Below are 18696 nucleotides of genomic sequence, written 5' to 3'. Positions count from 1 at the left end.
TCAGCGTCGGCGAAGGTGTGTGCCAGGCGACGCACCGGTTTCGATCGCATCTTCACCGGCCGGAAGAACATCCCTGCAACGCATTTCTGGCGAAGTTCACGCTGCAGGGCTGCTCTTAGAAAGAAATTAATGGAGCCGCCGTTTCAGATCGGAAAGTTCAGCGTGAACCGAGATGACGGCACTTTTTACTTTCGCATTTACGCTGGCCGCGCGTTGACACGCTTGCTCCGCACGGTCGCCGACCTGCTCAAGGTCGTCTATCCATTGACGCATGCGATTTTCGTCTTTTGACTCCATTATTTTTTTCGCGCCTTCGGATTTTTTATCGAGCTGGTCAACGCAGTCCAAAAGCTCCTTAGGCACGGAGGCGTCGGCGTGACACGCTTGTGAGGCTTTCTCGATGGTTTGCTCCAGATGGGTGAAACGCTTCTGGATTTCGCGAGCTTGCAGCATGATGTACCCCCTCCTCGAAGGTCGTTCCACGGTAAGTTTGGGCACCGTTTTGCCGGATCCCCAACGTGGTACGGTCGGTCATCTGCCTGAGCCAACTGGCCTATTGATGCACCGCGGCGTTCCCGGCCAGTCAACAAGTGGCAGGTCTAATTACTATAGAACTCTCCACTGCAATCAGACAGGTCCCGCTCCTTTTGCGTGGAAGATGTGTGCTGGAGGAGCACGCACGCTATGACCCTCCGAAATGCCCGGCGGCCTGAGCGCATAGCCGGTGGCGAGGTAGAACATCGCGGCGTTGCGGGGTAGCCGCCCCAGGGGGCGTAGCCAGCACGGTGGCGCGTCGAAAAGTGAGCGGATTTCGTCTGAAGAGAGGTGATCTTAGCCTGGATGCCCGCAATGCTACGCCTGGAATTTCGATGCCGGGCACGGAGAATGCTGGCTAAGGGGAGGAAAGAACGGATCTCAACACGCAAGGGCATTTTCCTGATGGCGAGCCCAGTTACGCCGGCGCCTATGTCGTGGTCCGGTTTGTCGCGCAGGTCGATGGCTCGCCGGTGGTGTGCATGATGACCGCAGAGGCGCTCGAAGACCGCTATGGAGCTGAATCGACACTCGAAGGCGCATTGTTCGACGCGTTTGGGAGGGTCTTACAGACTTTCAACCGGTCCGCGAGCAAGCCCTCAAAGATAACGGCAGAGCGGCAGTTGTCTTGCACAGCGGATTGTTCAGAGTGCAGACACTTGCGCAGAAGCAGGACGCGTCAATTGGGCGAAAGCGGAGGTCGCTATGCCAGCAAAATCCAAAGCGCAGCAAATGGCCGCGGGCGCCGCGCTTTCTGCAAAGCGTGGCGAGAGAAAAGTCGGCTCACTAAAGGGCGCCTCGAAATCGATGTACGAGTCAATGAGCGAGGCGCAATTGGAGGACTTTGCGTCGACGAAGCAGAAGGGCAAGCCTCAGCACAAATCCAGGCAGTGAACGAAGCTGCGGCAAGTTCAAAAAGCGGCGATGCCAAGCCGCCTTGCAATAAAGTCTACCCGCCTGTCGTGCGGGCCATCAGGAGGGAAGTGACATGCTTCAATATGCGCTCATTTTCTTTATCATCGCGATCATCGCGGCGGTCCTCGGCTTCGGCGGGATCGCAGCCGGCGCGGCAGCCATCGCGAAAATACTGTTCTACATCTTTCTCGTGATTTTCCTCGTCACGCTGCTGCTCGGCGTCGTTCGACGATGAGGGTGACCTGAGGCCGGAAAGATCGCAACGTCAAGGGCCTCGACCCCGGCCATGCGCCGCTCCTGACGATTGACAGCATGGAGGCGCTCGTCAGTGCTGCGCAGATGGACGCGATCGAATTTCATACCTGGAACGGGGTGGCGTCGGCCCTGGGAAAGCTCGACCGGATGGTGTTCGATCTCGACCCGGACCCCGCCCTGGACTGGGACGCGATGATCGAAGCGGCGCAGCTCGCACGCGAGCTGCTTGCCGAGCTCGGCCTCGAATCGTGGTGCAAGACGAGCGGGGGTAAGGGGCTGCACGTGGTGGTGCCGATCGCGAAGGCGCTGGGCTGGGAGGATGTCAAGGCGTTCTCGCAGGCGGTCGCTCAACATATGGCAGGGTCGCTGCCCGAACGCTTCAGCGCGAAGATGGGCAAACAGAACCGCAAGAAAAAGATCTTCGTCGACTATCTGCGCAACAACCGCGGTTCGAGCACGATCGCGGCGTTTTCGGCACGCGCGCGGGCAGGGCTGGGCGTTTCGGTGCCGCTCGCGTGGAATGAAGTCGAGCACACGACCGGCGGTGATCAATGGACCATCGGCAATCTGCGCGAGCGCCTCGACGCGCTCAAGAGTGACCCGTGGGCCGGCTACTCGACGTGCCGGCAGCACATCACCGCGGCAATGCGAAAGCGTCTCGATCGATCGGGAAAGGACGATTGAAGGATGAACTGTCTTCTGCGCATGATCGTTCTCCTGCATTAGCAAACAGGATTCATGCTGCCCAGGTAAGAGCCCAGCGTGTGGGAAGACCCGCAGCAGCGGCAGCAGGGAAGCCTTACCCACCACTTTGATGTTATGAGCATCAATCGTGCCGTGTGCATGTGACTGGTGGCCAGCCGCATGACCTGGAGCCGTCAGGACGCCGGCCTCGTCGATTGACGATCGAGCGATCGAGGCTCGCGGGTACGAGTTCGCGCGGCTAATTTTCGCTGCCGCGCAGCCGGTGATACCAGTTCATCAAGGGCGTGGCTGAGACGCCATGTATTACTACCGACGCCGCGACAACGGCCAATGCGAGCGGCACCAATGGTGCGATGTCCGCAGCGGCGCCGTGCTCGAGCGCGTACGCCAGATAGTAAAACGAACCGATGCCGCGAATTCCGAACCAGCTCATCAGCCGTCGCTGGGTATGCGTCGCGTTCGATCCCAGCAGCGACAATTCCACCGATACCGGCCGCACCAGCACGAACAGCACGACGGTGAGCGCGGTCGTTTGCCATGTGAACAGTGGCACTTGCAGATTGGCGAGCACGTTGCCGACCATCGCCATCACCGCGACTTCGGCAATGCGTTCGAGCTCGATCGTGAAGCCGAGCACCGACTCCGTCATATACGCATGCGCTTTGCTCGGATTCGCCGCGGTCGCGTCGACGTCTTCGGAATCGACGGTGCCGATCACCTTGCGGGCCGACATACCGCCGCTCGCGCGATGCTCGACGCGGCGCATGGCGACACCCGCTGCGAACACCGCCAAAAAACCGTACGTATGTGCGAGTTGCGCGGCGCCGTACGTGAGTTCGATCAGGCCGAGCGCGAAAAATCCTTCGAGGCCGAGTGCCTGCGCATGGCGCGTACGCAACCATGCAACCGCGTGCGTCGTGACCCAGCCGAGCAGGCCGCCGATCGCGATCGCGCCAGCCAGGCCCCATGCCATGCTGCCCGCGAGCGTGAAGGTCAGCACGTTGCCGGCCCCGGCACCAGGCGAAGCGCATAACGTGAGGCCGAGCATCGCGAAGGGCAGTGCGATGCCGTCGTTCAGGCCGCCTTCGCCGGATAGCGCGAAACGCAGCAGATCGTGGTCGCCGGGATTGTGTACCTGGACGTCGTGGGCCAGCACCGGATCGGTGGGGGCGAGGATCGCTGCGAGCAGCAAAGCTGGGCCCCAGCGGAGATCCAACGCATAGACGCCGAACAGCGTCAGTAGTGGAATCGTCGCCAGCATGGCGAGGAAGCCGAGCCGCAGCGGTACTGTCCAGAGCTTCTCGAGCACGCCCAGCCGCAAGCGCAAACCGATCGCAAACAGCGACACCAGCAGCGCGATTTCGGTGATGGTGCGAAGAAGGTGCGCGTCGGCGGCGATATCGAGGCGCAGCAGACCAATGCCCGGCGACCCGAGCGCGTAACCGGTGGCCAGGTAGAACATCGCAGCGCTACAGGGCAGCCGACGCAAAGTCGTCGCCGCAATGCCCATGAAAACCAGCACCGCACCGACGATGAGAAACCAGAGTGATTCTTCGTGCATGAGCATCCGCTTGAGGCTGGCGCGCGAACATTGCGCGCGTTGCCGGTTGTGAAAGGCACGCATTCGGGCGCGATGCCCGGTCGCGCCCGCGCGCATGGCATCGGACGCTATCGGGCCGACGGTGCGCGCGGTGGCGCTTCAAGGCGCGCGTCCGAACGCTTCGCGTAATTTGCGCTTGGCCTGTTGCAACGTATCGCGCCGCGCCATCGCCGCTGTGGCCAGTGTGTGTTCCAGGTGAAACGCGCCGGATACCGCGTGGGCGGCATGCTGGTGCGTTACGGCGGGCACGTTCTGAACCCGCCACGGTCCGGACCAGCCAGTAACAGCGTCCGGATTACAGCTTGAGGCCGCCGGCCTCCGGCGCATCCGAGGATCCGGCGGGAATCTCGCCAACGTCCAGATCGTCGCGCCGGTCGAACGGATCGCGTCCCCAGTACGGCTCGCTGCCGTAGTACTGGTGCACGGAGGTGGCCCATGTCTGATCCGCCATAGAAGGCCAGTGATCCTTGTCGAAGCCCGGCGCGTTTTTTACGCGCTCGGCCGTCATCGCCAGTACGAAGCATTTTTTTTGGGTATCGAGCGTCAGCGCACCCCATGGGATGGCCAGCAGTTTGTCGCCGATGCCGAGAAAGCCACCGGTCGACAGCACGGCATAAGCGATGCAGCCGGAGCCGACGTCGAGCATGATGTCCTTTATCTTGCCGATGTCTTTGCCGTCACTGCTGAGCACCTTGTTGCCGTCGAGGGTTGCTGCCGCCATCACGTGCGGGCCGGGGCCGTCCGCGCTTGCGCGGCCACGGCCGACGATACGTGCGCCCTGGCTCTGGCGCAGGTTGCCTTGCGTCTGTGTCTGGGTCGGCATGATCTTCCTCCTCTACAGATTGGGTGTATGGCTGTTGCAGCAACCGGCGTTCCATCGGGTGCACAGCCTCTGGCAAGGGACAGCCCGCGACGGAATTCGATGCGCCGCGGTGCGCCGCGCGCAAAGGAGGCAGGCGGGATTGCAATTCTTTCCTATGAATATCAGAAGAGAACTGATGAATCGTCTACGCCCAGGGCATGGCCGCTTTGCGCGTGGTTGGCACCTCGGGCGCCTAGCCGTCTTCGCCGACTTCGGTGGGATCGGGCAACTCGGGCAGATTGCGGCTGTCGTCCGGTGGTGCCGGTTGGGCCTGATCGTCTTCCGATCCTGGTGTACTGAAGACCTCGTTGGATTTCGGCGTGGTTTGCATTGTCTTCTCCATCAAGACTCCGATGCGCAAAGACGACGCACGTCGCGTGCCAATGTTCTGCGCACCCGGCATTACCGCTTGTTCCACGAGCGTGCGCCGGGAAGGCACACGCCTTGCTCAGTGACTGATGGCAGCAGGCAACATTTGCGTTGCGCGCGGCGAATGCCATATTCACCTACGGAGACTTCAATGAAGGAGGGGTGATGAAACAGCTAACTAATCAAAGCACAGGCAAACAACTGCTGATGGTGGCGGCGCTCGTATTGTTGACGGCTGCAGGCGGCTGCAAGCGCGCCACTAGCAACAGCATCGGCGTCGCGCTGGGCAGCAGCGGCGTGATGGACGGTCACGCGGCCACCGGCAGCACCGCTGACACGAGTAGCGGCGCGGCCGCCGCCGCCGATAAGGCGAGCATGCCGGCCGTCGCAGCTGCGGCGTCAGGTGCAAGCCAATGACGTTGATTGGGCGCCGATTTGCGCTAAGGCGGCCTGGGTTGAAATGCCTCATGACGAGGCAGACCTTGGAGCAGCAATAGGCGCAAGTTGGAGAGGTGGACAAGCGCGGACATACTGCTTCGGCTGTATCGATGCAATCGATGCAAGCGGCCCGGTTCTCGCGAGGGTGAGAATGAACGCATGCGTTTGCATCGGAGGAGGTGCAATCGTGGACTCAAGAATCCATTACCAGATGAATATCTGCGGTGGCGATTTCAGGCACGTCAGAGAATGCTTCCGCGACTGGAAATCGCAGCCGCTTGTGTACCGCTGGAACCAGCGGATGTTCGAGGGAAAACAGGAAGTGCGTCCTCTGTCCGGACGTGTGTTCAACGACGGCGAGGTCGCGCACCGGGCCCTCGAGCGCGTGTGCGGACCGCACGATCCCTATGCGTTTGCCGCCGAGATTCGCGATGGCGAGCGCGACCTGTGGCTAGTGATGGCAGCATTCGAAGAAGAAGCTTGAGGCGGCCCGCGCTGTATCTTCTCTGCTCGCGGCCGGTAATCGGCGTACTCAACGAGCCCGCCTCGCCGCGCGCAAGGGCGCTGCCTGGTCTGCATTGACCGCACGGCGATATTTTAGCGAGCCGGACCGGCGTTTCGGTGAATAAGTCGACCTGGGAGAAAGAGAATGAAATTCCGATATTTCCTTCAAGTGATGGCTGCCGCGCTGGGTATTGGCGCCGCTTCGGCCGGCGCGGTGTACGCGCAGACGAGCGATGCAGCGGCGGGCGCGGTGAAGCTGTCGCCGGCGGACCAGCAGTTCGTGCAGGCTGCCTCGCAGGCCAACGCCACCGAAATCGCGGCAAGCAAAGTCGCGCTCATGAATTCAAGCGATCCGCACGTCAAAACATTCGCACAACAAATGATTGCCGACCATACGAAGCTATCTCTCAGCATGGACGCACTGGCTGCCAGCAAGGGCCTGGGCGCGGCACCGACCGCCGATTCCGCGCTGGTCGGCAAGCTGCAAACGCTCAAGGGCAAGGAGTTCGATCAGGCATACGTCGAACAGGTCGCTCTGGAAGGTCACCAGAAGGCGGTTGATCTGTTCCAGAAGGAGAGCGAGAGTGGCACCGACGCGCAAATTAAAGCCGCAGCCACGCACGCGCTGCCGACGATCAAACATCACCTCGCGATGGCGCAGCAACTCGCTGGCGCAATGAAGAGTTCGTCATGAACGCGAGTTAGCCGCGGTCGGCCTATGAGGATGCCCTTATGCACGTCACGTTTCCTGACGACCAGCCGGTCTTCGACGGCGCGAATCTGACGGTGCGCTTTGCGGCACGCGTCGATGGCGAGCCGGTTGAGTGCGCGATAACCGCCGAGGCACTGGAAGATCATTTTGGTGCAGATTCCGCGCTGGAATCCGCCTTGATGGCCGCCTTCGACAACGGCCGCAATCGCATCCGTTCGGTTTGCGCCGAAGCGCTCGGCCAGAACGGCGGAAAAAGCGTTGTGCTACATAGCGGACTGTTCAGAGTGGAAGGCATGGACCCCGATCGCGGCACGACGATCTAATCCGATGCGTGCCGCTGCATGCGCCTGAACTCCGTGCGCGGTGCGGCGGCATAGTCCGCATCGGCTATTCAAGGATGGAAGGAGGCCGTATGTCAGAAGAGACCCGTGACTCCGGCGTGCTGGTCGCCGTCCACGTGTCGCCGGACAATCAACTGGATGCCGCACGGGTGCTGCGCGACGCGGGAGGCGCGGCGATCGAACGCGCGACCGGCCGTTGGCAGCAAGGGCGGTGGGCCGACTTCGATCCGCGCAAGCGGCCGGAGCCGCTCAGCGAATTCAACGAGAAACGCGCTTGATTTAAGGACGTCTCTTCGCTGAAGTTTTCAACGATGTGGACGACAGGACGGCCGGGCATTTGTCGGGCCGTCTTGCACTCGGGGCGGTCGGTTCCGGGCATGACGCATGCGAACAGACCGATGAACTCCGCTGCTATATGAAAAGGTGCGGTGGCGGATTTCACGATTGACGAAACCTCTGGAGGTATTGAATGGCTACGAACGTTGTTTCCGTGCTGAACGATCTGGTCGAAACGTCGAAGGATGGCGAGAAGGGCTTTCTCAAGGCCGCCGAAGACGCGCATGACGCGCAACTGAAAACGTTGTTTCAGTCGCGGGCCGAAGACTGCGCGCGCGGCGCACGTGAATTGCAGGATGCGGTTCAAGACTTGGGCGGCAAACCTGAAACGCGTGGCAGTATGAGCGGTGCTTTGCATCGTGGCTGGGTCGACGTGAAGTCGGCGGTGGCGAATCGCAGCGACCACGAAATCCTGGCCGAATGCGAAAAGGGGGAGGATGTAGCGAAGAAACGCTATCACGACGCGCTCGAAAAGGATTTACCGCTGGACGTGCGCGCAATCGTCGAGCGCCAGTATCAGGGCGTGTTGCAAAACCATGACCGCGTGCGCGATCTGCGCGATCAGTACGCTGCGCTCAAGCATTAGTCGACATTAATCGGCGGTAAGTGGCTGGTGCCCTGACCGGCGCCGGTTGTGGAACAGCCGCATGCCAGCTGCAAGGGAGAAGCCGTCCGGCGTCCGGACGGCTTTCTGTTCCCTCAAACACCGGCCGGGGCCGGGAACTCTGGCCTGACGCGAGGCTTACTCTGCAGCGATCTTCAGGTGGTTCTTTACGCCCGTCACGCCCTTGACGTTCTGAACCACTTCTTCGGCTGCGGATTTGTCGTCTGCCGTTGGGACCGAGCCCGTAAGCCACACCACGCCCTTGCGGGTCTTCACGTGGATATGGGTCGACTTGACGTTGCTGGCGGCCAGCAGATCGGCCTTTGCCTTGGTGGTGATGGTGCTGTCGTCGATGTGCTGGCCCATGGTTTCGGAGCTGGCCGATGGGGCCGGCGCACTGGTTTGCGCCGTCGCGTTTAGTGCGAATGCGACACATGCGACGCTGCCTGCAGCCTTCAGAAGGTGGATGGTCTTCATGGTTTCTCCATCGGGTTGTTGATGAAAATGGCGGTATTGTTGCCTTGCGTCGATCGCGGTCGAAACCGCTGATGACGTGCGTGGGATCGTTGCCGCTACGGTTCCGTCAGCGCCCGTTATCGACACCGGACGATGGCCGTTGCATGCGTTCGCTGTTTCGTGCGTGCAGAGGCCGACATTCGCCCACGCAGCGTACGCCCGCAAGTGGTGTGCCTGGACGGCATCGTCAACCCGCCGCCGTGGGCGAAGTCGCACGACGGCGCAGTCGACGGATGAATGGAATGGACCCCGCTCCATTTGCACGGGCGCACGGCACTTCACATTGCGTTTCTATATCAAGCGTTTCTTTCGCATTGCCCCAATGTATTACGCCGCAATCGTTACGGCGCGACACGGTCAGGCTACGAACCCGCATGGGGCTCGGCGCCCACGGCGCAACGGATATCCTGCTCAACGTGCTGTTTCTGCACGCGCTGTCGCCGACCGCGATCAACAACGTGGTACCGGGAGGGTGGTCGATCGGTGTCGGGATGCTGTTCTATCTGATCGCGCCGCTGCTGTTTTTCGTCGCGATGAACCGCACGCGGTTGCTGATCGCGACAGCTTTGTTGCTGGCACTGTCGGTCATCGCGTTGTCAATCGGCGACTGTCACGGCACGCTCGACTGTCATGTGACGAACAACTCGTTCAGCTATTTCTGGCCGCCAGTACAAGGGCCATGCTTCATCGTTGGAATGTGGGCGTGGTACTCGTTCCGCTCGCATCTGACGGGCGCATCCAGCGTGACGCGGCGCACAGCGTGGCTGATTTTTTCGCTCGCCTCAGGCTTCGCCCTCGCGACGGCGGCGCTCGGTGTGTGGCTCGCGAAAGCACCTGAATTCGCGCCGGTCTTCGCCGCGTGCAGCGCAGTCGCGTTTCTGTTGTTCGAGGTAGATAGCGTAGTTTTCGCGGCCCAGTGCGTCGGCACAGCGGCGAATGTACGCGCCGCGAGCAGACGTCGAGGGCGTGTTCGAGCAGAGGGGCCGGGAAGTGTCGCTTGTGCTTTTCGTCGCGACAGTGCTGGCAGTGCTCGCCGCGTCGTATGCGTTCTCTCGCATCTCCGACCGGATGATTCAGGGACGCGCGACGCGTCTGTCGCGCAGCATCCTCGCACATGTCGACCGGCGCTTTCACCGGAGTAGCCGGGCGTGACGATCTCGACGAGGTGGCGTGATGAGCTGTACGTGCAGAGACGCTTGAGGCACGTCAGTTGCTGACAGAAGGAGGGTCGTCCGCGCATGTTCAGGAACTGCACGCACGATCGCTGCGGTAGAGGCGGACTGACGGCTACCCGACCCTACGAAGGTTGTAGAGCCTCTGCGAGGTCATCGAGCGACAACGGCTTGGTGAGATGGCAGTCAAATACCCCTTCGTCAGTCTGAAGTCTGCTGGCGCTGTCGGCGTAGCCCGTCAATGCCACGAGCTTCGTCTGCGAGCACTGCGCCCGCAGACGAAGCAACTGTGCAAGTGCAATGCCATCCATGTCGGGCATGCTGATATCAATCAGGGCAACGTCCGGGGTGAATGACTCCACGATCCGAAGTGCGTCGGGTCCGTTCTGTGCCCGTTTCACCTCGTGCCCGTCCAGTTCCAGCAACGTGCCCAGCGCCTCCGTGGCGTCCGCGCTGTCGTCGACAAGGAGGATGCGCATTGACGCCATTGTGCGCCTCGCGGTCATGGGCACCTTGCTCGTCCTTTCGCAGACAATCGGCAGTCGCAGGGTGACTTCCGTCCCTTGACCTTCACCAGCGCTTGCGATCGTGACGGTGCCGTTGTGTGCCGTCACCAGATGCTTCACGACTGCCAGTCCAATTCCGAGTCCACCTGCTGCATGCCGGCGTGCAGATGCCGCCTGGGCAAACATGTCGAAAACGTGCGGCAGCAGTGAAGATGAAATGCCAGCACCGTTGTCCCTCACCGTGATGACTGCAGTGCGGGGCGATGAATCGTGTATCGACCCGGTGCTGAGGTCCGGCGCCTCGACCAGCAAGGTGATGTCGCCCCCGGGAGGGGTGTATTTCACCGCATTCGACAGCAGATTCGACACAACCTGCGTGAGGCGTGCGGGGTCCGCGTAAACGGTTACTGGATACGGCGGAACAGCGACATGCAGCCGGTGCTGACCGTTGCTGGCGTCGGCCTTCATCACCGTCACCGCGTCCGCCACGATGTCCTGGAGTAACCCGTACGAGGGGCGGACGGAAAGCTTGCCGTGTCTTATCCGGGACGCGTCGAGCAGGTCGCTCACGAGTCGTTTCAATAAGCGGAGCTGCCTGTCGGCGATATCCAATGCAGACAATACGGCCGGATTGTCTGTCGCAAGCTTTTGCGCTGCTGTCAGCGCGCTGTCGATCGGGGCAATGGGATTGCGCAACTCATGGCTCAGGGTCGCAATGAAGTCGTCCTTGCGTGCTTCAGCCAGAGCGAGCGCATTCCTTGCCGCCTCCGCTTCGGCCGCGCGGGCTTCCGCGTCTGCTTTCGCCCGGGTGATGGTGAGCGCGGCGCAGGTGAAGTTCGCGAGGCTGGTCAGGATTCTGAGGTCCTCGGAGTCAAAAAGATGATCCTTGTCGTGGGACATCACCCATACGGTGCCCCACGGCTCCGGTTCGCCCGGAATCGGTACGACCAGTTCTTCGATGACCTCAGGGATAACGTGCTTCAGACAAGCAAAGTGGCGCTGTGGGGAGGAGAACAGTTGCCCCTCAGCCAGTTCGAGCGTCATGCCGCTCGGGCTGTCTTCAACGGGGATTGTGGTGTCCACGGCGGCCGCGCACTCGCCCGAAACGGCGACCCATCTGAAGACAGGGGCGCCGTCGGTGCCGCGTTCCAGCAAGGCGATGCCGGCGCTGCCCGCCTCGCACAGATGGAGCGCCATGTCCGAGAGCGTCTGCAACACGGCGCCATCCGAGGAGGTCAACGCCCGTGCCAGACGATGCATCGATTCGCTTTCAGCAGCGAAATCGGGCGGTCGATGCGCTCGCGTGCCAAGCGCAGGTGTGACCAGGGTACCCGCGCTCCGGGCGCGGTCCGCTGCGGGTGACGCAGACGGTCCGGCCATATGGCCTCCAGGCGTAACTGGTGTTGGGACGCACGCGAAAAGGGCTGCCGTGCAGACTGAATTGTAGTCCTTGCGGCACAAAGAGCACTGCCGCCGTCTGCGATGCCGGAAATGCGCGTCGGGTACGGTTATTGCGGCATTAGTCGATTGCCCTTCCAACGTAAACGTGACATTTGAATTGGCAACGGTACTTCTGGTTGATGACGATCCGAATATTCTGCGCCCGCTTCAACTGCTGGTGGAGCGCGAGGGATACCGCGTGCTGACGGCGCAGAATGGCGAGGCGGCACAGGCCGTCGCTGCCATCGAGAGTCCCAGTCTCATTGTCACCGACTGGATGATGCCACGCGTCGATGGCATTGAACTGTGTCGACGGTTGAAGGGCGACGTTGCCACGGCCGGCAGTCCTGTGATCATGCTGTCGGCCGCGCTGCCGCCCCATCCGGAGGAGCAGCTATGGGACGTACTTTTGATGAAGCCCGCGGCGATTGGCCGACTGATCAGGACGATTCATAACCTTCTTGACGAACCTCCTGCGGACGCGCGAGGTCAGCCGTGCAGGCAGTAAATATGCTGCATCCCATTTGCTATGCGAGCGGAGATCACGATGGTCAGCACATTGACGAAAATTCTTCTCATCGTTGTCATTGCCGCTTCGTGCAGCGGATGCTCTCGCAAGGACGACAGCGGAATCACTATTCCGGGTGGGCATAACAGCAATGGCAACGGCGCGTCATCGCCGAGAGCGGGCATGGATTTCTGAGTTTTTCAGGCGATCCGTCGAGTTCGACGCACACGCGCGCGAGGCGCCCGTCAGGTGGTGGAATACAGGAGGAAACGATCATGAGGCCGTTTGACCGGGAGCAGTGAATCGAAGAGATCGCACTGGGGTTGGCAGGGCTTTTCACCTCACCAAAGGCACCGTCGGTGCAATCTTATGAGGAAGGACACCGCCTGCATTTTTTGCTATCCTGGGTTGTCGAGTCAAAACGCGATACGTCGCTGGATTCGCGCTGCGTCTTCGCGATCAGATTTTCAGAGCCACAGATCGATCGCTACGCCGCGATGGGCACCGCCCAACGCAGGGCGTTCCGGGACCGGCTGGGGGCTTTCGTCCGGCAACGCTTTGACGAACAGTACCAGCCGCCTCCGCTAGAAGGCGACTGCTCGATCGAGTTCGACGTCGACGATATGCTTCTGGAAGCACAGGACACTGGAAGTCCTTACCTGTGAGGCAATGCTCACGGATAAAAGTACGCATCGAGCGTCCACGGTAGCGAGATCAGGCGGGCCACCATAGCCGCGAGTGTATCGGGCGACACGGCCGCGAACGTAATGGTCATTTCTTCTTGGCAGTGACGGCGATCCACACGGATCCGAACGTGGTCCGCCTGGTGAGCCTGGCAAGCGAGAACCTGCCAGGCAGCAACGACCCTCAAATTCCCTGCCTTTGCGCGCACGGTGAGCCGGTAACGATCGCGCTGGACCGGTGTGCCAGGCCAAATTGATCCCGTAACGAGCGCGACAGTCGGGCGATTTTCCAGGCAGCACGCCAGGCCTTGCCGCCCGGCAGGTGGATGAACGAACAGCCGCGAAACCACCGCAGGTCGCGATAGTTGTTGCCGGGCCAATGGCGGCCTACCGCCTGGTAAGCACCTGCCCTTGACCCGATTACGCGCTTCCGCACGGGAGAGGCGCACAAAGGGAGCTGACCGATGATTCGTGAGTCAGTTCGCCGAAAGGCCTTGACAACTTCCTGCTCATAGAAGGTGTGTACATGCCATATTCGACGTCAAACTCACCCAGCTTGTCCTGACACCAGGTGACTCGCTCAACTCGTTGAAGTCGATGTCGCCGGGTAAAAAGTCCTCGCCAACCTGCAACCAGATGCGGTCGTGCGCGTTGATGATTTTGGTTTCATCGCTCATGGTGTCCACCTATAGACGACGATACTCGTGCCGTTGTAGTCATCCTTGGTGACCACGTACTCGCCGTTTGAGCGCAGCGTGGCGCGAATCCCATACATCGAGTCGACGTCATTGCCGACGTACACGTTGGTGGAATTGCTGTTGGTGAACGTGTTGTCCAGCTTTCCGCTCGTCAGGTTGAAAGCGTCGACATTGGGCACCGTGTGCACGTACCCGACGAACAGGTAGTTGCCTGCGGCAGAGAGGGCCTTCGGATTGGCCTTGGTGAGGGTGATGACAACGGGACTCGTCTGGTTGCCCGCCATCCATCCGTGATAGACCTCCACACGCGTGCCGATGGATGTCGGGTCCGTGCTCCCTGTGATCCGGTCCGCCAGAATCATCGTATCGCTTTCAGGCAGGTAGATGATGCGGGCCATGACGCCAAGCGTAGTGGGTATCGCGTAGGTCGTTGGCGACCCCCATGAAGGCTTTCCAGTGGAGTCGAAGCCGGTCAGGGGCCAGTGGGTGATGACGCCTGTCCTGTCCAGTCCAGCCCATACATCGCCATTGGAAGCCAGATCAAAACCATACGTAACGAGTCCAGACACGTTGAATGGCGTGGTGCCGGGAAGAACGCCGTCAGGAATGGCAATGTAGCCGGAGGCGGCTGGGTTGAAGTGGAAGAAATAGAATCTATCGGGGTTCTGGCCAGCCGCCACCAGTATACGGTTGCTCCCAACAGTAGCGATCTGACCGAAGTGCTCACCTCGGCTGCGGTCGTTGACGTTGATACGAGGATCAGCGGGATACGTAAAGGGGTCTACCGTGTTGGCGACGAATTTCCAGTCCGCTCCACCAGTTCCCGAGTAGATGTTGGTCCCCGAGTAGAACATCGTTGCGTCTGAGGAAGGGTCAGGTGCGCCGATGGATTCGAAGTTCAAGGACTGCAAGGTGTAGAGCAGGGTCCCAGAAGGGTTATAGGCATAAAGGTCCGTTCCGCCCGTGCGACCGTTGTCCCACGTCTTGCCCCACGGCTCGCTCAGGATGTACAGGTTACCGGCCGCATCCTTGCCGATTCCGTCAATCTTGGCGAACCTGAGGCTCCCTACCTGGCCCTTGATGCCCGTTGTCGTGTCCAGGTAACCTCCCTGAACCCCGAACGTTTTCACAAACGGGGGCATTGCATGGATACTGTAGACCTTGATGTTCTGGTCTGGTCCCGCATCGCCAATCCAGAGGTACTGAGTAGTGGTGTCAAAATAGAGAGCAGAGGCCACACTTCCGGTGGTTAGCTGTAAGGTGTTCAGCCGGGTTCCGGTTTGGCTGTATTGCTGAACTACTGATCCCTGTGCGACCCAGATATTGCCGTTCCGGTCGAAGGCCAATGCTCCAGGACTCGTTACCGCGATATCTCGTACCCATGTGCCGTCCGTCCTGTACAAGCGCACGCGATTTCCAGGGTGATCACTGGCAGCCCAGAACTGTCCCCAAGTCGCCAGACCGGTAATCACGTCGGCGCGGCGTTCTGTCGTATCTGCGGACACCGCAATCTGCTGGTCATTCACACCCGTGGAGCGGTTGTAACGATAGACACGACCACTGGTATAACCAATCCCTGTGATCCTGTTAAACCCCATCCCCACCCACAGGTAAGTCGTGTTACCCGTGATCGCGTCGCCCGTTGGGCCACCATGCGTGCCAATGGAACCCGCGTTCTTCCCAGCCTTGTAGATGGCGATGCTACCTTGATTCTCATCCCACGCAGATGCGGTGTAAACCGTTCCTTCAGGCGCTACCCAGAGGGAACGCGCCGCGTTTCCTACGCGAGTCGCATTGGTTCCATATGTGTTGGCAATCCAGTCCGTCGTGTACTGTGCGACACACACCTGTGTCAGAACAGCGCTTAACAGGCCAACACCAACGAGCTTCAGTTTGCGTAACATAAAACTCCTTAAAATGTATGACAATTCAAGAGACATTCACGTACTTCCCGTCTCAGAGGTACCGTCACGTTGTTAGAAGTCGCGCGCGCGAAGACGTAGAACGTGACAGTACCCGCGCTGGCCCGCGAGAAGGGGCCCTTCCAGCCGTCGCTGTTTGATGAGCGCAACCTGCTTGAGGTGACGAGTGAGGCGTTCCCCGGCGAACGGCTCATTGTGTGCCGCATTCCGCTGCTGGCCGAGGAACGGAGCCGCAAGCGCGAGGCCTTGCTGCAGGCCACCGAAGCTGAGCTGATGAAGATCGCCAAGGCGACCACACGGGTACGCAACCGGCTCAAGGGTACCGAGGCGATTGCCTTGCGTGTGGGCCGCATCATCGATCACTTCAGGATGGGCAAGCACTTCGAGCTGAGCATCACTGACTCGAGCTTTACCTGGATGCTCAACGCCGAACAGATCAAGGAGGAGGCCGCGCTCGATGGCCTGTATGTGGTGCGCACCAGTGCGCCGGCGGCGGATCCGTCAGCCGAGGCAGCCGTGTCGGCCTACAAGGGCCTGGCGGTCGTGAAGCGCGCCTTCCGTTCGCTCAAGACGGTCAATCTGCAGGTGCGCCCCGTGTTCCATCGGAACGCCGGGCGCGTGCGCGCTCACGTCTTTCTGTGCATGGTCGCTTACTACGTCGAGTGGCACATGCGCGAGAAGTTAAAGCCGATGCTGTTTGACGATGAATATATCGAGCAGGCACGTGCTACCCGCGCGTCGCCAGTGGCCAAGGCACGACGCTCGGAGCAGGCGAAAGCCAAGGACGCCACCAGACTGGGCGAGGACGGCTTGCCAGTCCATAGCTTTCGCGCATTGCTCGATGATCTGGCAACGCTCGCGTACAACGTCTGTCACACGCCCCTCAACCCGCAAGCGAAGATCGTCATGATCACGCGGCCGACACCCGTTCAGGAAAAGGCCTTCCGCCTGCTCCACGTCAGCCCTGTCGCCTGTACCCAGTAATCGCTTCGCTCGCGCGCACATCACCGTGATAAATCAAAGGATTATGCGCGCCGGCGCTCAAAGTTCGGTCTAGTGACTCCATCACCCCGGTTCCCCACTCGGTGAAGACGACAGCTGCCGATGCCTTGGTTACTGCCATGAGCCGAATAAGTACTAAAGCGTAAGGACCTAAAGCGTAAGGACCTAAAGCGTAAGGACCTAAAGCGTAAGGACCTAAAGCGTAAGGACCTAAAGCGTAAGGACCTAAAGCGTAAGGACCTAACTACTCCGACGGTTGCTGAGAGTATTCGCGCCTTGATTCCGGTCGTTCACGATGCTGTTCAAGCTCATGCGGACCGTGATGTGCATGCCGTTCGAGACAAACGACGATAACGGTTCCGGCGCGGGCTGAGACTCGGGCGCCAGATGCGGAGTGTCGTCCGTCATGACGGGGCGCTCTTCGATGACAGTGGTCTCTTCGACGACAGCCGTCTCAGCCATCGCAGGTCTGTCGCCCATGACAGGTTCGTGACGTCTGGCCTTCAACACGGGTTCACGGCGAACTGGTTCACGATTGACATGCTCACGGCGCTCCGGCTCGCGACGCACGGACTCGCTTTCAACCGGCTCGGTCGGGCGAACGGATGGGCGGTTCGTCACCTCGATCCAATCCGGCACGTCGGCGAGATTCATGATCGTGAGCTTGCCGCCGTACACAGCGCCCGTGTCGATATTGATCACGTTGTCTTTCGCCGTGACGGCCGACAGGGGCGTGTGGCCGACGATCACGGCCGTCACGTTGTCGATCCGCCCGGCGGCATGCATCTGCGAACGCACACTGAGTTTCGCCCGGTTGATCAGTCCGCGTAGCGTGTTGCGTGAAGGCGCGGGATGCGATTGGTACGACTTCCAGCGCGTGCGCGACCAGATCGCCTTGCGGCGCGTCACGCCATCGGCCGTCTCGCCTTCTATTTCACGCACGAACTCCGACCAGTTAGCCATGGGCGAATCGGCGTGTACGATGCCGATGAGCCCATGTTCTGTCTCGATCTCGATCACATAGGGCAGCGACGCCATATAGGTGGCGATCCGGTTGACCCACTCGCTATCCTCGGCCCTGTCGAGCAGCCAGTCTGCTCCATTGCCCAGCGGCGAGAGCGCCTGCTCTTCGCCGCCATGCCAGCGCACGATGGCATCTTCGTGATTGCCCTTCACCGATTTGATCCCGTACCGCTCGACGGCCTCGAGCACGCACTCCGACTCCGGCCCGCGGTCGACGAGGTCGCCGACGGCGAACAGCCGGTCGCGCTGCGGATCGAAACGGCGCGCTTCGAGCTCCACGCGCAAGCGCGCGAAGCAGCCGTGGATATCGCCCACGACGACGTCACGCCCTGAGTCGTTACGCGGATAATGGTGAACGGCGCGATAGGGATCTTTCATGGCTCGAGGTCACGAAAAAAACATGGAATTCCGAAAAAAATGGTGAAAAAAATAAACGGCGAGTGATTCCGGCACAAGGCTGCGACATAGATGAGGCGAGCGTAGCGCGCAGAAATGCGGTCAGGTGCTACACAAAAATGGTTTGTGTAACCATTCGTGAACCGCATTTCAGATTGCCAACTGGTTAAGGGTTTTTCGAGGAGGGTGAATTTGTCTGGCAGCCGCGCCGGGACTGGATTTGGGCCGGCCCTCGCAAATCGGCTCCAGTGCTGGTTTTTTGGATGGCACAAATGGCTGGAAGCCAGTGGGGACAAGCGATTCCAACGAAATTGAGCGGTGCGCAGTTCGAGCAGTTTGTCTTGTCGCATCTTTTCCGCGGCGAGGGTAGCGCGTCGCGCCTGGGGGTATTTATGGGGGTATGTTATTCGGCGTGGAAGCGCGGATGCTTGCTAGTGAAGGATAGGGTGGCGGTATTCGAGTCCGGCCTCATTCCGGAGTGTTCCGGAAAATCCCAGAAACCCGCGATAGCTGAGTCAAGCTTTTCGCTGCGGCATCAAGGAAGGCTACTGCAAGGTCGATCCGGCGCGCGATCTGCTCGGTGCGATTCCGCCAACCCGTGCTACTCATTTCGCGGCAGTTACGCAAAGCGGGAAACCGTTAAATGATGCCTGTT

19 protein-coding genes and 5 pseudogenes are annotated in these 18696 nt (G+C 60.5%); 15 read left to right on the top strand and 9 right to left on the bottom strand.

Going from position 1 to position 18696, the window contains the following annotated elements; genetic code table 11:
* Nucleotides 1-126: 126 nt before the first annotated feature.
* Nucleotides 127-453, bottom strand: a complete 327-nt coding sequence (locus tag P3T23_RS24900) for a hypothetical protein (RefSeq protein ID WP_429318776.1) — start codon at nt 451-453, stop codon at nt 127-129.
* A gap of 518 nt (nt 454-971) precedes the next feature.
* On the opposite strand from P3T23_RS24900, the pseudogene P3T23_RS24895 reads away from it, so the two are divergent.
* From P3T23_RS24895 to ligD, 4 genes and pseudogenes are all read left to right on the top strand, one after another.
* Nucleotides 972-1040 (top strand): annotated as a pseudogene (locus P3T23_RS24895) (DUF1488 domain-containing protein); the annotation flags it as partial.
* A 199-nt stretch (nt 1041-1239) separates the two neighbouring features.
* Nucleotides 1240-1428 (top strand): DUF3008 family protein, encoded by a 189-nt coding sequence (locus P3T23_RS24890; protein WP_429318775.1) that lies wholly within the window; start codon nt 1240-1242, stop codon nt 1426-1428.
* 94 nt (nt 1429-1522) lie between these two features.
* Nucleotides 1523-1684, top strand: coding sequence for a DUF1328 family protein (locus tag P3T23_RS24885; RefSeq protein WP_429318774.1), 162 nt, complete (start codon nt 1523-1525; stop codon nt 1682-1684).
* 35 nt (nt 1685-1719) lie between these two features.
* Nucleotides 1720-2388 (top strand): annotated as a pseudogene (gene ligD / locus P3T23_RS24880) (non-homologous end-joining DNA ligase); the annotation flags it as partial.
* A 259-nt stretch (nt 2389-2647) separates the two neighbouring features.
* Here the strand turns inward: ligD and P3T23_RS24875 are convergent.
* From P3T23_RS24875 to P3T23_RS24865, 3 genes are all read right to left on the bottom strand, one after another.
* Entirely contained in the window at nt 2648-3976 is a 1329-nt protein-coding gene (locus P3T23_RS24875) for a cation:proton antiporter (protein WP_429318823.1), read from the bottom strand.
* Nucleotides 3977-4304: 328 nt separating this feature from the next.
* Complete coding sequence (locus tag P3T23_RS24870; protein ID WP_429318773.1) at nt 4305-4832, bottom strand: PRC-barrel domain-containing protein; 528 nt, start codon at nt 4830-4832, stop codon at nt 4305-4307.
* A 232-nt stretch (nt 4833-5064) separates the two neighbouring features.
* A complete protein-coding gene (locus tag P3T23_RS24865; protein WP_429318772.1) occupies nt 5065-5202 on the bottom strand; it encodes a hypothetical protein in 138 nt (45 codons plus the stop codon).
* A gap of 203 nt (nt 5203-5405) precedes the next feature.
* On the opposite strand from P3T23_RS24865, the gene P3T23_RS24860 reads away from it, so the two are divergent.
* From P3T23_RS24860 to P3T23_RS24835, 6 genes and pseudogenes are all read left to right on the top strand, one after another.
* Nucleotides 5406-5657 carry a hypothetical protein gene (locus P3T23_RS24860; RefSeq protein WP_429318771.1) on the top strand — a complete coding sequence of 84 codons (252 nt, stop codon included), beginning with the start codon at nt 5406-5408 and terminating at the stop codon, nt 5655-5657.
* Between the two features lie 208 nt (nt 5658-5865).
* Nucleotides 5866-6162 carry a hypothetical protein gene (locus P3T23_RS24855; RefSeq protein ID WP_429318770.1) on the top strand — a complete coding sequence of 99 codons (297 nt, stop codon included), beginning with the start codon at nt 5866-5868 and terminating at the stop codon, nt 6160-6162.
* Nucleotides 6163-6327: 165 nt separating this feature from the next.
* Nucleotides 6328-6876, top strand: a complete 549-nt coding sequence (locus tag P3T23_RS24850; RefSeq protein WP_429318769.1) for a DUF4142 domain-containing protein — start codon at nt 6328-6330, stop codon at nt 6874-6876.
* Between the two features lie 38 nt (nt 6877-6914).
* A complete protein-coding gene (locus P3T23_RS24845; RefSeq protein WP_429318768.1) occupies nt 6915-7217 on the top strand; it encodes a DUF1488 domain-containing protein in 303 nt (100 codons plus the stop codon).
* Nucleotides 7218-7312: 95 nt separating this feature from the next.
* Nucleotides 7313-7513, top strand: a pseudogene (locus P3T23_RS24840) (hypothetical protein); the annotation flags it as partial.
* A gap of 191 nt (nt 7514-7704) precedes the next feature.
* A complete protein-coding gene (locus P3T23_RS24835; protein WP_429318767.1) occupies nt 7705-8157 on the top strand; it encodes a PA2169 family four-helix-bundle protein in 453 nt (150 codons plus the stop codon).
* 156 nt (nt 8158-8313) lie between these two features.
* Here the strand turns inward: P3T23_RS24835 and P3T23_RS24830 are convergent, their stop codons facing one another.
* A complete protein-coding gene (locus P3T23_RS24830; RefSeq protein ID WP_429318766.1) occupies nt 8314-8652 on the bottom strand; it encodes a BON domain-containing protein in 339 nt (112 codons plus the stop codon).
* A 298-nt stretch (nt 8653-8950) separates the two neighbouring features.
* Between P3T23_RS24830 and P3T23_RS24825 the strand changes: the two are divergent.
* Nucleotides 8951-9843, top strand: a pseudogene (locus P3T23_RS24825) (acyltransferase family protein); the annotation flags it as partial.
* A gap of 145 nt (nt 9844-9988) precedes the next feature.
* On the opposite strand, the gene P3T23_RS24820 reads toward P3T23_RS24825, so the two are convergent.
* Nucleotides 9989-11413, bottom strand: coding sequence for a hybrid sensor histidine kinase/response regulator (locus P3T23_RS24820; RefSeq protein ID WP_429318765.1), 1425 nt, complete (start codon nt 11411-11413; stop codon nt 9989-9991).
* A 514-nt stretch (nt 11414-11927) separates the two neighbouring features.
* Here P3T23_RS24820 and P3T23_RS24815 point away from each other — a divergent pair.
* The 3 genes from P3T23_RS24815 to P3T23_RS24805 all read left to right on the top strand — a co-directional run bounded on the left by P3T23_RS24815 (nt 11928) and on the right by P3T23_RS24805 (nt 12982).
* Nucleotides 11928-12317, top strand: a complete 390-nt coding sequence (locus P3T23_RS24815; RefSeq protein ID WP_429318764.1) for a response regulator — start codon at nt 11928-11930, stop codon at nt 12315-12317.
* A gap of 39 nt (nt 12318-12356) precedes the next feature.
* Nucleotides 12357-12512: a hypothetical protein gene (locus tag P3T23_RS24810; protein WP_429318763.1), complete on the top strand. Its 156-nt coding sequence runs from the start codon at nt 12357-12359 to the stop codon at nt 12510-12512.
* Nucleotides 12513-12640: 128 nt separating this feature from the next.
* Entirely contained in the window at nt 12641-12982 is a 342-nt protein-coding gene (locus P3T23_RS24805) for a DUF3022 domain-containing protein (RefSeq protein ID WP_429318762.1), read from the top strand.
* A gap of 527 nt (nt 12983-13509) precedes the next feature.
* Here P3T23_RS24805 and P3T23_RS24800 read toward each other — a convergent pair.
* Together P3T23_RS24800 and P3T23_RS24795 are read right to left on the bottom strand one after the other, a co-directional pair.
* Nucleotides 13510-13677, bottom strand: a complete 168-nt coding sequence (locus P3T23_RS24800) for a hypothetical protein (protein WP_429318761.1) — start codon at nt 13675-13677, stop codon at nt 13510-13512.
* Nucleotides 13674-15602 carry an SMP-30/gluconolaconase/LRE-like region family protein gene (locus P3T23_RS24795; RefSeq protein ID WP_429318760.1) on the bottom strand — a complete coding sequence of 643 codons (1929 nt, stop codon included), beginning with the start codon at nt 15600-15602 and terminating at the stop codon, nt 13674-13676. Before P3T23_RS24795 ends, P3T23_RS24800 begins: the two co-directional genes overlap by 4 nt.
* 114 nt (nt 15603-15716) lie before the next feature.
* Between P3T23_RS24795 and P3T23_RS24790 the strand changes: the two are divergent.
* Nucleotides 15717-16604: pseudogene (locus P3T23_RS24790) on the top strand (IS1634 family transposase); the annotation flags it as partial.
* 258 nt (nt 16605-16862) lie between these two features.
* Here P3T23_RS24790 and P3T23_RS24785 read toward each other — a convergent pair.
* Nucleotides 16863-18023 (bottom strand): metallophosphoesterase, encoded by a 1161-nt coding sequence (locus P3T23_RS24785; protein WP_429318759.1) that lies wholly within the window; start codon nt 18021-18023, stop codon nt 16863-16865.
* Nucleotides 18024-18696: the final 673 nt, after the last annotated feature.

Origin of the sequence: Paraburkholderia sp. GAS448 (assembly GCF_050435685.1) — a bacterium.
Classification (GTDB): Bacteria; Pseudomonadota; Gammaproteobacteria; order Burkholderiales; family Burkholderiaceae; genus Paraburkholderia.
This window is presented reverse-complemented; position numbering and strand designations above follow the sequence as displayed.